The 12,497-nt window shown below is 65.8% G+C and carries 16 protein-coding genes and 1 tRNA gene; 3 read left to right on the top strand and 14 right to left on the bottom strand.

Annotated elements, in window-relative coordinates; all coding sequences use genetic code 11:
• Positions 1–42 precede the first annotated feature (42 nt).
• Both J0I99_RS18800 and J0I99_RS18795 read left to right on the top strand, forming a co-directional pair.
• Positions 43–597, top strand: a complete 555-nt coding sequence (locus J0I99_RS18800; RefSeq protein WP_291394125.1) for a polysaccharide biosynthesis/export family protein — start codon at positions 43–45, stop codon at positions 595–597.
• Between the two features lie 72 nt (positions 598–669).
• Positions 670–1,176 (top strand): cyclic nucleotide-binding domain-containing protein, encoded by a 507-nt coding sequence (locus J0I99_RS18795; protein WP_291399017.1) that lies wholly within the window; start codon positions 670–672, stop codon positions 1,174–1,176.
• A 1-nt stretch (position 1,177) separates the two neighbouring features.
• Here the strand turns inward: J0I99_RS18795 and J0I99_RS18790 are convergent, their stop codons facing one another.
• The 10 genes from J0I99_RS18790 to J0I99_RS18745 all read right to left on the bottom strand — a co-directional run bounded on the left by J0I99_RS18790 (position 1,178) and on the right by J0I99_RS18745 (position 8,061).
• On the bottom strand, positions 1,178–1,948 hold the full coding sequence (locus tag J0I99_RS18790; RefSeq protein WP_291399014.1) for a metallophosphoesterase: 771 nt from the start codon (positions 1,946–1,948) through the stop codon (positions 1,178–1,180).
• Between the two features lie 35 nt (positions 1,949–1,983).
• On the bottom strand, positions 1,984–2,958 hold the full coding sequence (locus J0I99_RS18785) for a phosphotransferase (RefSeq protein WP_291399012.1): 975 nt from the start codon (positions 2,956–2,958) through the stop codon (positions 1,984–1,986).
• 28 nt (positions 2,959–2,986) lie between these two features.
• Positions 2,987–3,063: transfer RNA gene (locus J0I99_RS18780), tRNA-Pro, on the bottom strand.
• Between the two features lie 70 nt (positions 3,064–3,133).
• Positions 3,134–3,607: a Cys-tRNA(Pro) deacylase gene (ybaK, locus tag J0I99_RS18775; protein ID WP_291399010.1), complete on the bottom strand. Its 474-nt coding sequence runs from the start codon at positions 3,605–3,607 to the stop codon at positions 3,134–3,136.
• Positions 3,608–3,614: 7 nt separating this feature from the next.
• A complete protein-coding gene (locus J0I99_RS18770; RefSeq protein WP_291394130.1) occupies positions 3,615–4,151 on the bottom strand; it encodes a MerR family transcriptional regulator in 537 nt (178 codons plus the stop codon).
• A gap of 26 nt (positions 4,152–4,177) precedes the next feature.
• Complete coding sequence (locus J0I99_RS18765) at positions 4,178–4,489, bottom strand: integration host factor subunit alpha (protein ID WP_291394131.1); 312 nt, start codon at positions 4,487–4,489, stop codon at positions 4,178–4,180.
• Positions 4,490–4,731: 242 nt separating this feature from the next.
• Entirely contained in the window at positions 4,732–5,700 is a 969-nt protein-coding gene (locus tag J0I99_RS18760) for a beta-ketoacyl-ACP synthase III (protein WP_291399008.1), read from the bottom strand.
• On the bottom strand, positions 5,697–6,773 hold the full coding sequence (gene plsX / locus J0I99_RS18755) for a phosphate acyltransferase PlsX (protein WP_291399007.1): 1,077 nt from the start codon (positions 6,771–6,773) through the stop codon (positions 5,697–5,699). Before plsX ends, J0I99_RS18760 begins: the two co-directional genes overlap by 4 nt.
• A 218-nt stretch (positions 6,774–6,991) precedes the next feature.
• Positions 6,992–7,537: a DUF177 domain-containing protein gene (locus J0I99_RS18750; RefSeq protein WP_291399006.1), complete on the bottom strand. Its 546-nt coding sequence runs from the start codon at positions 7,535–7,537 to the stop codon at positions 6,992–6,994.
• Positions 7,534–8,061: a ubiquinol-cytochrome C chaperone family protein gene (locus J0I99_RS18745; RefSeq protein ID WP_291399004.1), complete on the bottom strand. Its 528-nt coding sequence runs from the start codon at positions 8,059–8,061 to the stop codon at positions 7,534–7,536. Before J0I99_RS18745 ends, J0I99_RS18750 begins: the two co-directional genes overlap by 4 nt.
• A gap of 160 nt (positions 8,062–8,221) precedes the next feature.
• Between J0I99_RS18745 and J0I99_RS18740 the strand changes: the two genes are divergently transcribed.
• Positions 8,222–8,671, top strand: coding sequence for an outer membrane protein assembly factor BamE (locus J0I99_RS18740; RefSeq protein ID WP_291393291.1), 450 nt, complete (start codon positions 8,222–8,224; stop codon positions 8,669–8,671).
• 49 nt (positions 8,672–8,720) lie between these two features.
• On the opposite strand, the gene J0I99_RS18735 is transcribed toward J0I99_RS18740, so the two are convergent.
• The 4 genes from J0I99_RS18735 to glyA form a co-directional block, all read right to left on the bottom strand.
• On the bottom strand, positions 8,721–9,935 hold the full coding sequence (locus J0I99_RS18735; RefSeq protein ID WP_291399002.1) for an MFS transporter: 1,215 nt from the start codon (positions 9,933–9,935) through the stop codon (positions 8,721–8,723).
• Positions 9,936–9,940: 5 nt separating this feature from the next.
• Positions 9,941–10,441, bottom strand: a complete 501-nt coding sequence (gene nusB / locus J0I99_RS18730) for a transcription antitermination factor NusB (protein WP_291393286.1) — start codon at positions 10,439–10,441, stop codon at positions 9,941–9,943.
• A gap of 73 nt (positions 10,442–10,514) precedes the next feature.
• Complete coding sequence (gene nrdR, locus J0I99_RS18725; protein ID WP_291393284.1) at positions 10,515–10,994, bottom strand: transcriptional regulator NrdR; 480 nt, start codon at positions 10,992–10,994, stop codon at positions 10,515–10,517.
• 158 nt (positions 10,995–11,152) lie between these two features.
• Positions 11,153–12,457 (bottom strand): serine hydroxymethyltransferase, encoded by a 1,305-nt coding sequence (glyA, locus tag J0I99_RS18720; protein ID WP_291393282.1) that lies wholly within the window; start codon positions 12,455–12,457, stop codon positions 11,153–11,155.
• Positions 12,458–12,497: the final 40 nt, after the last annotated feature.

Raw genomic sequence — 12,497 nt, 5'->3', positions numbered from 1 at the left:
GCCCCGACACTGGGAGCCTGATCAGACTCTCCGGGAATGGCCATGCGCTGGCTGCGTCTCCTCCTACTGCTGCTTCTCGTTCCGCTCGCGGCCTGCGCCACCAATGGCGCCCCGGCCAGCTACCTCGTCGAGGTCAAGGGCCCCTACGCGCTCGATACCGGCGACGTGGTGCGGGTCAGCGTCTATGGCGAGGCCGAGCTGACCAAGAGCTATCGCGTCGATGACGGCGGGGCGCTGGCGATCCCGCTGGTCGGGGCGGTCAAGGTGCGCGGCAGGACGACCCAGCAGGCTGCCGCAGCCATTACCGCGGCACTTGCCGCCGGTTACATCCGGGAACCAAGTGTTGCTGTCGAGATCGACACTTACCGGCCGTTCTTCATCCAGGGAGCGATCAAGAATGGTGGTCAGTTCCCCTATGTCTACGGCATGACCGTGCGCGCCGCGATCAGCACGGCGGGCGGCTACGCCGAGTCGGCCGACCGGACGCGTGCCGCAATCTACCGCCGGCAGGGCGACCAGATGGTCAAGGGCCTCGTCAACCTCGACTTCCCCGTCTATCCGGGCGACATCATCGTCGTCTCAGAGCGTGGGCTTTAGGGGCGCATCGGGGCTTGGCGTCGCGGTCTGCTTGCGCCAATGTCGCTACCGGATATGGTGGCGAGGGTGCCGATGGAACCGCAACAGACCTCGATGCAGGCCGTCCTCGCGTTTACCGAGGATCTCCCAAAGCTTCGCTACGACACCGGCGACATCCTGATCACGGAAGGTCCGGCGAGCGGCGTGCTCTACATCCTCGTCGAGGGTGCGGTCGAAGTCCTGCGGGGCGACGTTCGCGTCTCGCTGGTGGATGAGCCCGGCGCCGTGTTCGGAGAGATCTCGGCCCTGCTCGGCAGCGCCCACAGCGCCACGGTGCGGGCGATCGAGCCCTCCGTCGTCCACCGCATCGAGGATGCGGAGAGCTTCCTGCAGCTGCGGCTGGGGATCGTGTTCCACGTCGCCCGCATCCTCGCGCGCCGGCTGATCGACGCCACGACCTACCTGGCCGACATCAAGCATCAGTTCGCCGACCGGACGGACCACCTGGGCATGGTCGACGAAGTGCTCGAAGCGCTGGTCAACCAGCAGCAGAGCGCGGCGCCGACCGGCTCGGCGCTCAAGTCCGACCCCCGGCTCTGAGCTAGGCGGCCGGCACCCAGTCTGGCATCTCGTACATCTCGGCTGGCGCATCCGCTGCAAAGTCCAGCACCCCCGCGCCCTCGAACGAGAACCAGGCGGCCGCCTCACGCTCCGTATCGACGACGATATGGGTCGGAACGTCGCCGATCTGCTTGCCCGGGTTGAACACCCAGGTGCTGCCGATCCTCGAGGCCCACGAACCGCCACGCACGAACGGCGCCTCGTGTACATGGCCGCCGAATACCAGGCTGGGCTGATGCCGGGCGATCCAGGCGGAAAGCTCGGCATCGCCGAAATGGCGCTGCCCCGACCAGGCCACCGGCGTGTCCGACGGCGGCGCGTGATACACCCAGATCCAGCGCCCTGCCCGCTTCGCCGCCGCAGCCGTCAGCTGCCGGTCGATGGCCTTCTTCGCGATCTCGCCGTCCCACCACGGGCAGATGGTGAAGGTGACGCCGTCCATCTCGAGCGAATCGTTGTCGGCATGGGCGGTCGCCGAACGCGCGTACGGCACCCAGCGCGAGTAGCGCTCGCCGGTCGAATAGGCATGGTTCAGGTCATGGTTGCCCGAGCAGACCATCAGCGGTGCCACCTCGCGCAGCCGTTCGAGGTACTTGAGCACCACCACCATCTGCGCACTTGCGGTGACGAAGGACGCGCCATCGAGCAGGTCGCCGGCGATGATGACGAGGTCGTAGCGCGGCGCGACCTGCAGCAGCCAGTCGAACTGCGGCAGGTTGTAGTGCAGGTCGGCGACGGCGAGGATCTGCATTGCGGCCCATGCCCGAGGGTCAGCCGACCCGCGGGTCAGCGGGCAAGATACTTCCGCGCCAGCGCCGCCGTGTCCAGCGCGAAACGGTCCGCATGGGACTGCGCCAGGTCGGTTTCCCCGTGCGATCCGATCCAGGCCAGCAACGCCATGCGGCGCAGCAGAATCATCGCATCGATCATGCGCAGGTCCTCGGCCCTGAGCGGCCGGACCTCGAGATAGGCGCCGAGCCAGGCGCGGATCAGCGCCGGCACCTGCGGCGAGGTCTCGATGAACGAGAGGCTGGCCGCGAGGTCGTAGAGGAACCAGCCGTGCCCGCAGTCGTCGAAATCGAGCAGGATCGTCTGGTCGCCATCGATCAGCAGGTTGGCCAGCCGCATGTCAGCATGGATCAGGCCGAAACGGTCGATATCCGTGCCATAGGCCCGCAGGTCGGCCCGCAAGGCAGAATCAAGCGTGCTCAGCGTCTCCAGGGTCTCGCCCTCGACATGCGGCGCCGCGCGCCAATCGCCCCAGGGGCCGGCGGGATCGAGGATACCGGCTGCGTCCCAGATAGGGCGCACGAACTTTTCCGGTTGCGTCCATGTGGCAACATGGTTGTGCAGCGTCGCGGCGTAGCGCCCCAGGGTCGCGAACAGCGGCGCCAGGTCTGCGTCCGGCTGCGGCTCGACACCCGGTTCGAAAGCGAACAGGGCGGCGTAGCGATCCGGCGCCACCTCCTGCACGATGTCCCCGTCCGCCCCGGGAATCGGCCGTGGCACCGGGATGTCGGTGTCGTCGGTGATCGCCTCGAGCCAGGCCAGCTCGCTCCCGATGGCGCCCCGCGACTGGTAGTGCGGCCGATTCAGCCGCAGCACATGTCGCACGCCACCATCGCCATCGACGCGGAAAGTGTGGTTCTCGGAGAGATTGATCAGCACCGGGGTGCCGCCGGCCGCAGCCGGCCAGCGCGCGAGATTCTCGCGCACCAGCGGCAGCACATCAGCCATTGGATTGCTGGGCGCACTATCCAATCGACTGTCCTCTAAGGCTCGGAAAGAATGGTCGGAGTGGCCGGATTTGAACCGACGACCCTTTGTCCCCCAGACAAATGCGCTACCAGGCTGCGCTACACCCCGACTTGGCGCACTATCTAGTCGCAAGCTCGCCCCAAGGCAACCCTCCGGTTGGCGAGAAAACGGGACGGATCTAGGCGACGAGATCCACGAGCCGCATCTGCGCTGCCCGCGCGGCATCAGCCGGCTTGAGACCAACCAGCAGGCCGCGCTGCCCGCCGTTGATCAACACCTCGTCGAACAGCTCGGCGGTCTCGTCCATCGCCGTCGGCACCGTCCTGCGCTGCCCGAACGGGCTGATGCCCCCAACCCTAAAACCGGTCAGCCGCTCGGCGTCGGCGGGCTTCATCATCTGGGCGGACTTGCCGCCGAACGTCGCGGCGAGCTTCTTCATGCTCACCTCGCGGTCCGACGGTACGACGACGCACACGGGCTTGCCGTCCACCTCGGCCATCAGCGTCTTGAACACCTGATCGGGGGACCGGCCGAGGGCCTCGGCGGCCTGGAGGCCGATGCGCGGCGCATCCGGATCATAGTCATAGGGGAAAGCGCTGAAGGCGATGCCGGCCTTGGCCAGCGCCAGCGTTGCCGCCGTGGACCTGGACATACTGGGCCTATCCTTCGCGCGCCCGCTCCAGCATCCGCTTGCAGTCGAGCAGTTCGCGCAGCACGTCCGACAGCTTGTCCCGATCCGCGGCAGACAGCCCGGCCGGCTTGGGCGCTGGGCGGAAACTGGGCAACTTCAGGCCACGTGGGGCGGCCGCATGTCCCTCAACTGCATCCGCCGCTTCGGACACGGGCTCGGGCATCACGGCGGTTTCGGAGACGAAATCCACCTCGTCGGCCGCATCGCCGGCGGTCGGCAGCGACTCGACCGGCCGACCTTCGCCGATGCCGACCACGTAGCGGATGCCCTGGTCCTTCAGGATGCGCTGCACGCCCTTGATGGTGAAGCCCTGGTCGTAGAGCAGGTGTCGGATGCCCTTGAGCAGCAACACGTCCTCAGGCCGGTAGTAGCGCCGGCCGCCGCCGCGCTTCAGCGGCTTGATGGTCGAAAAGCGCGTCTCCCAGAAGCGCAGCACATGCTGCGGCAGGTCGAGTTCCTCGGCTGCTTCTGAAATCGTGCGAAATGCGTCTGGAGACTTGTCCAAATGGACTCACCCGTCCGGAAAGAGTCTTATTTTCCAGACCGGACCATAGATTTGTTGATCTTGGATTTCAACACGTTGGACGGTTTGAACACCAGAACCTGGCGCGGCAGGATCGGCACCTCTTCGCCGGTCTTGGGGTTGCGGCCGACGCGCTGGTTCTTCGAGCGCACCTGAAACGAGCCGAAAGAGCTGAGTTTGACGTTCTGGCCCGCCACTAGGGCGTCGCCGATAAGGTCGAGAACGCGCTCCACCAGTTCGGCCGACTCGGTTCGCGACAGGCCCACCGCCTCGTACACCGCCTCCGCCAGATCCGCCCGCGTGACCGTCTTCTGCGTCATTGCCGCCCCTCCGCTATTCGCCAGTCGTGTCGAGCCCGCCGGGCGCCCCCACCCACGGTTTGTGAAGAAAGATTAACGCGGGCGAGGGCGACTGGCAATCTGGCTTGCAGATCAATGGAGTGGGGTTGCAAAGTCGTCGTGTTCGCGCCATCCGCGCCGGGCGTCGGGCAGCGCATTGACCGACGCGGCCGGATCGGCCCTCGCGCATGGCCAGCTGCTCGAAAGGGCGAGGATCTAGCCCCCTACCACCGGATCAGCGACGCGCCCCACGTGAACCCGCCGCCCATGGCCTCGATCATCACCAGGTCGCCGCGCTTGATGCGACCGTCCGCCACGGCCGTATTCAGGGCCAGCGGCACCGAGGCTGCCGAGGTGTTGGCGTGTCGGTCGACGGTCACGACCACCTTCTCGGGTGGCAGGCCGAGCTTCTGGCCGGCGCCGTCGATAATGCGCTTGTTGGCCTGGTGCGGCACGAACCAGTCGAGGTCATCGATGGTGTGGCCGGTATCCTCGAGCACCTTGTAGACCACGTCGGTGATCATGCCGACAGCGTGCTTGAAGACTTCCTTCCCCTCCATGCGGATGTGCCCCATCGATTGGGTCGAACTGGGACCGCCATCGGTATAGAGCTTGTTCCAGTGCTGTCCGTCGGAGCGGAGCGCCGTTGCGAGCACGCCGCGGTCTTCGCCGGGCTTGGCTGGCTCCATGATCACCGCCCCCGCCCCATCACCGAACAGCACGCAGGTCGTGCGGTCGTTCCAGTCGAGGATGCGCGACGCCGTCTCGGCGCCGATCACCAGGGCACGCTTGGCGAGCCCGTTCTTGAGGTAGGAGTCGGCCGTGGCGACGGCATAGACGAAGCCTGAGCAGACCGCCTGGATGTCGAATGCCGCGCCATGGTGCATGCCCAGCTTCTGCTGCACGACGGCGGCAGTGGCGGGGAAGGTCATGTCGGGGGTCGTCGTCGCCACGACGATCAGGTCGACGTCGGCGATCTCCAGCCCGGCGTTCTCCAGGGCCTTGTGGCCGGCAGCGGCGGCGAGGTCGGATGTGTTCTCGCCCTCGGCGGCGATATGGCGCTGCTTGATGCCAGTGCGCTGCTGGATCCACTCGTCGGATGTGTCAACGAGCTTGGCAAGGTCGTCATTGGTCATGACGCGCGCCGGCAGGTAGGCACCGACGCTGCGGATGATGTTTTTCTGGTCAGTCACGCGGGTTTGGCCTCGGGTTCGGGAGCAGCCGCCGGTGCCGGCGCCGCGTTGAGTGTGGGGAAACGGCGCAGGCCCTCGGCGATCTTGTCCATCACCCGGTTGCGCGCCATCTCGTAGGCAAGGCCCAGCGCGCCCTTGAAGCCGATCTCGTCGGTGCCGCCGTGCGACTTGATGACGACGCCGTTGAGGCCCAGGAAGACGCCGCCGTTGATGTTGCGCGGGTCGAGCTTGCGCTTCAGCGCCTCAAGGGCCTGGCCAGCGATCGCCGCGCCGATCATCGAAATGATGTCCGCCTTCAGCGCATTGCGGATGTAGGTGCCGACCTGCCGGGCCGTGCCCTCGGCGGTCTTGAGCGCGATGTTGCCGGCAAAACCTTCGGTCACGACGACATCCACCGTGCCCTTCCCGATGTCGTCGCCCTCGACGAAGCCATGATAGACGAAGCCCTCGCCGCTCGCCGCCGAAAGGATGCGCGCGGCTTCCTTGACCTCGTCGTGGCCCTTCATTTCCTCGGTGCCGACATTGAGCAGGCCCACGGTGGGCAGATCCTGGTCGAACAGGGCCCGCGCCAGCGCCGCGCCCAGGATCGAGAAATCGGTCAGTTGCTTGGCGTCGCCGCCCACTGTCGCGCCGACGTCGAGCACGATGATATCGGTCCGCAGCGTGGGCCAGATCGCCGCGATCGCCGGACGGGAGATGCCTTCGATGGGTCGCAGGCACATGGTCGACATGGCCATCAGGGCCCCGGTATTGCCACCCGAGATGGCCACGTCGGCCTCGCCGTCCCTCACCGACTGCACGGCCGCCCACATCGATGAATTGCCGCGGCCCTTGCGCAGGGCCTGGCTGGGCTTTTCCTCCATCGAGATGACGTTGTCGCAGTGGACGATGCGCGAGACCTTGCCGAGCTCGGGGAACTCGGCCACCAGCGGGGCCAGTTCGGACTCGCGCCCATGGAAGATGTAGGTCGTGTTCTTGCGCTCCCGCCAGAACAGGTAGGCGCCCTCGACCGCGACGCGCGGTCCCTTGTCGCCGCCCATGGCGTCCACGGAAATACGGATGGATTCGCTCATCGCCCGGTCCGGCGTCCCCTCACGGGGACGAATGAATTCGTCATCAAACGCTTACCTCAGACAACGCGGCACCACTAGTCAGAAGCTTGGGCATCATGGCCCTCCACCCACGATGTCATCCTAGTGAAAGCCGGGATCCGTCTCACCACCTGCGCCAACTGCCAGATGGATTCCGGCCTTCGCCGGAATGACAGGAAGTCTCAGGCGGTCGCGGGCCACTACCCCTTGTCCTCGGCATCCTTCAGCACTTTGAGGCCGGCGAAAGGCAAGTCGCTTTCGGTATCGCCATCATCGCCGAACTGGCCGACGCTCTCACCAGATCGCCTTGGATAGGGATCGAGCGCCAGCGACAACGTTTCCACGATCAGGGCCGACATATCGGCTTCGTTGCCCTCGAAATGGTCGGGGACGTCATCGCCTTCAAGGTCGACGAAGATTTCGGCATCCGCCGGGCCGGCATATTCCTTCTCGCCGCCGGGCAGGAAAATGCGATCGATCGGCTCGGAGATCTCCTGCGTCACCGGCTCGAGCGACACCACGCTGGGCTGGACAGTGGTTGCGAGCAACTGGCCCGTCACCCGGATTCCGCCGCGGAAGCGCACTGCGTGCAGGCGCACCTGCAGCTTCTCCACCGCCGTGACGCCGAGCTGGTCGGCGATCGCCAGCCGGTCCTCCGCATTCACGTCGAGCGTCAGGTCACGGCCGTTGGTCGGCATCGAATCGAGCCGGATACCGGCATCGGCGATTTTCGGCGCGCTGGTCATGCGGCGACCGCCATCTCGATGCGGCCGCTGGCGATCGACTCGAGCGACTGCGGGGCCAGCGAGTCGGCCTGGGCGAACAGGTAGGCCGCGATCCTGTCGGCATGGCTCGCATCCGCATCGGCCAGCACGTTGCGGCGCAACACCGCTGCAACGCCCGCATGGTCGCCGCGATCGATGGCCTCGTTGATGCCGGTCATCAGCGCATAGAACAGCTCTGTCATCTTGCGGACCTTCTTGGGCACGCTGAGATCCCCTGCCCCCATCTCGCGAAGGGAGCGGTCCATGTCCTTGAAGAACAGGTCAAAAAGCGCCTGGCTGAATTCCGCTCCCGCCTGTTTCTCGGCGCGCAGGCGGCGGAAGACGAGCGACATGTGCAACGAGATCATGTCGAAGCGGCCCGTCACCGTGTCCGGAACGCCCCAGTCGGCATAGAACACAGGCTGCCGGGATTGCGCCACAATGGCTCGATAGACCGCGTACACGGCGTCCGAGGCAGTGTTTTTCCTGAACAAGTTTAATATCATCAGTGGTACTCCGCCAAGGCGCGGTAGAAACTTCTGCCGGTGGGAACGGGTTCTGGTCGGTGACCTTGCCAGCTTGCCATCGGGCGCCATTGACAGCTAAACAGTGCCCGCCCGGCCGAAGCCGAGCTAATAGTAGACAGCGATCGGGAAAGTCAAACTGATGCCTCTGCGCACCGCCACTCGCCGCCTGTTCCCGATCACCGCCGCCGTCCTCGTCGGCCTGACGCTGTCGGCCTGCTCGAGCGGCATGAGCCTCACGCAGAATCGCCAGCGCGGCTACGAGATCTCGGAAGACGCGGTGGCGCAGATTCGCGTCGGCCAGAGCGCCCAGCTCGTCACCGCGGTGCTCGGCTCGCCGCAGGTCACCAACAGCTTCACGACCGAGAACGCCTGGTATTACATCGGCGAGAAGGTGCAGCAGACGGCGTTCGGCATGCAGCTGAGCAAGGAGCGCACCCTTCTGGTCATCTACTTCGACAAGAAGGGGAAGGTCGTCGATACCGAGCGCCTTGGCGTCAAGGACGGCAAGTCCTTCACTATCGACAGCCGCCGCACCCCGTCCTACGGCCAGGACCGCACCTTCCTCGAGTCGATCATCAGCTCGATCTGACGCCGAAGGCGTTCAGACTTCGGTTGATCGACCGTTCAGTAAGTCCGGTTCAGCCGGTCAGCCCTGCTGCCCTGTTCGGCGTAAGCGCACCCCAGGCGAGGGCAAGGATAGCCGCCGTGGCGACCACGATCGCCAGCAGGTTGAGCGTCTGCCAGCCTACCACCTGCAGCAGCACGCCCGAGGCGATGGAGGCAATCGCCATCACCCCGAACACCACCTGCTCGTTCAACCCCTGCACCCGCGCCGCCTCTTCCGGGCGGTAGGCGCTGGCCAGCATGGCGGTTGCAGCGATGAATCCGAAGTTCCAGCCAACCCCCAGAAGAATCAGCGCAATATCGAAGTGCAGCGTGCTGATGCCGTTCAGGTTCACCCCCGCCGCGGCGAGAATCGCCAGCAGGCCGAGCGCCGCCGTAATCGGCGCGCCCAGCCGCGCAATCACCGCTCCGGTGATGAAGCTGGGGGCAAACATCGCCACGATATGCCACTGGATCGCGAAGGCCGCCTCCTCGGTGGTGTGTCCGCACACGTAGACCATCGCGAGTGGCGCCGCGACCATCACCAGGACCATCAGCGAATACGCCGCAGCAGCCACCACCATCGGCACCCACACGGCCCGATCGCGCAACAGAACACCGAGCGACCGCCCAGCCTTCCGGTCCTCGGCGCTCCGGACGGTGGGGGCAAGGCGCGTCTGCATGAGCACAAAGATCGAGATGACCGCCAGCACCGCCATGACGACATAGGTCGCGGTGAAGTCGTGCCCGGCGATCCAGTCCTTGGTGTGCGCGCTGATCTGCGGGCCCAGGAAGCCAGCGACCACACCGCCGAACAAAACCCATGAAATCGCCCGCGATTTCAGCGCCGGTGGGACGCTGTCGGCGGCGGCAAAACGGTACTGGTTAGCGAAGGCGGCGGGCGCCCCGAGCGCGGCCAACGCCACGCAGAACAGCGGGAACCAGCCCAGCCAGGCCGCGAAAGCCGCAACCAGCGCGGCCGGAATCGCAACTGCCGCGCCAAAGACCAGGCCGTTGCGCCGCCCCCAGGAGTGGATCAGCCAGGCGGCAGGGCCGGTCGCGAGCGCGGTGCCGATGATCATCAGGGTGACGGGGACGGTGGCAAAGGCCTTGTCGGCCACCATGCCGGCGGCAGTCAGCGAGGCGACCGACGTCAGGATCGCCTGGTTCGAGCCCATCGTGGCCTGGGCCAGCGCGAGCAGGCCGATATTGCGGACGGGAGAACCTATTGCGTCCGGCCGTCCGTCCATCGCCCTTACCTCGTCTTCACCGGATCGTTGTCGCGGCCGGCGGTCTTGGCCACCTGGTCCAATACTGCGTTGACCATCCTGGGCGCCTCATCCTCGTAGAACGCCTTGGCAACGTCGACGTACTCCGTAATAACGACTCGCGACGGAATGTCCCTGCGCTTCAGAAGTTCAAATGTAGCGGCACGCAATATTGCGCGGAGCGTCGCGTCAATACGCCCCATGGGCCAACTATCAACCAGGGCACTGTCGACAGCAGGATCGATCTGCAACTGACCCTTGATCACGCCGGTGACGATCTGGCGGAAGAAGTCGGCATCGGCCGGCAGGTATTCCTCGCCCTCGATCTCGCGCCCGACATGGATGGCGCTGAACTGGGACAGCGTGTCCTCCAGCGTCTGGCGGCCGACGTCCATCTGGTAGAGGGCCTGCACGGCGGCTAGGCGGGCGGCGCCACGCTGGTTGGCGGCACGAGGCTGCGCTGGATCTCTTGGTTTTGGCTCGGCCATGTTCGCTGGAAAGTCTGGGGTAAGGCTATGAACTTCTGCCACGCAATACGCCCTACTCGGGCGGGCGGCAAACTCAATCGTCGCGGTTGGGTTTGCGGCGATCGTCGTCGTCAAGTTCGGTGAGGAAGGAGCGGAAGTCGTCGGCCGCCGAGAAGTTCTTGTAGACCGATGCGAAGCGGACGAAGGCGACGTCGTCGAGACCCTTAAGGCCCTCCATCACGATCTCGCCGATCTGGTCGGATGTGATTTCCCCGTCGCCAAGGCTCTCGAGCTGGCGCACCACGCCCGAGATCATCCGCTCGACCCGCTCGGGCTCGACATCGCGCTTACGCAGCGCAGTGTTGACGGAACGGGCCAGCTTGTCGCGGTCGAACGGCACGCGCCGCCCGGATTTCTTGACCACCATCAGCTCGCGCAACTGCACGCGCTCGAAGGTCGTGAAGCGGCCGCCGCAACTGGGACAGATGCGGCGGCGGCGGATCGAGTTGGAGTCCTCGGTCGGCCGGCTGTCCTTGACCTGCGTGTCGTCGTTTCCGCAATAGGGACAGCGCATCAGCGTATCCTTGTCCGTGGGTTGAGCTCCCCTCCCCCGTAGGGAGAAGGGCTGGAGGTCGGGGGCCATTGGTGATCGTCGGCCCACCCCCTCCCTCGATCCCTCCCCTCAAGGGGGAGGGAGGCGAGGGGCCGCCGCATCGAGGGCACGCACGGCATTCAGTCGGCGTAGATCGGGAAGCGCGTGGTGAGTGCCTTGACCTTGTCGCGCACTGCGGCCTCGACGGCGGCGTTACCATCGTCGGAGTTGGCTTCGCGCAGCCCGTCCAGCACCTCGACGATCAACTGGCCGATCTCACGAAACTCGGCTTCGCCGAAGCCGCGCGTGGTGCCGGCGGGCGTGCCGAGGCGGATGCCCGAGGTGACGAACGGCTTTTCCGGATCGAACGGGATGCCGTTCTTGTTGCAGGTGATGTAGGCGCGCCCGAGCCCCGCTTCGGCACGCTTGCCGGTGGCGTTCTTCTTGCGCAGGTCGACCAGCATCAGGTGGTTGTCAGTGCCGCCCGACACCACGTCGAGGCCGTTCTCGACCAGGGTCGCGGCCAGCGTGCGGGCATTGGCAACCACCTGCTGGGCGTAGGCCTTGAACTCGGGCTGCAACGCTTCCTTCAGTGCCACCGCCTTGGCGGCGATGACGTGCATCAGCGGTCCGCCCTGCAGGCCTGGGAAGACGGCCGAGTTGATCTTCTTGGCGATGGCCTCGTCATTGGTGAGGATCATGCCGCCGCGCGGGCCGCGCAGGCTCTTGTGCGTAGTGGTGGTCACCACGTGGGCATGCGGAACCGGCGAGGGGTGCACGCCACCGGCGACGAGGCCGGCGATATGGGCCATGTCGACCATCAGATAGGCGCCGACTTCATCGGCAATCTCGCGGAAGCGCTTCCAGTCCCAGACGCGGGAATAGGCGGTTCCACCGGCAAGGATAAGCTTGGGCTTGTGCTCTCGCGCCTTGGCCGCAACGTCGTCCATGTCGAGCAGGTGGTCGTCCTGGCGCACGCCGTAGGACACGACCTTGAACCACTTGCCGCTCATGTTGACCGGCGAACCGTGGGTCAGGTGGCCGCCGGAGTTGAGATCGAGCCCCATGAAAGTGTCGCCCGGCTCGAGCAGGGCGAGGAACACGGCCTGGTTCATCTGCGAGCCGGAGTTGGGCTGCACGTTGGCGAAGCCGGCCCCGAACAGTTCCTTGGCGCGTTCGATGGCGAGGTTCTCGGCGATATCCACGTACTGGCAACCGCCGTAGTAGCGCTTGCCCGGATAGCCCTCGGCATACTTGTTGGTCATGATCGAGCCCTGCGCCTCGAGCACGGCCTTCGACACGATGTTCTCCGACGCGATCAGCTCGATCTCATGCTGCTGGCGACCGAGTTCGAGCTTGATGGCCTCGGCGATCTCGGGATCGGTCTCGGCGAGGGTGTTGGAGAAGAAGCGGGGAAAGAGCGGAAGGTTCGCGACGGCGCTCATGAGCGTCTCCCGGGGCAGCAAGAATGAGGGCGTTTCGGCT

The organism is Devosia sp. (assembly GCF_017307495.1).
Classification (GTDB): Bacteria; Pseudomonadota; Alphaproteobacteria; order Rhizobiales; family Devosiaceae; genus Devosia_A.
Note: the sequence above shows the minus strand (reverse complement) of the source record. Positions and strands in the feature narration are given on the sequence as shown.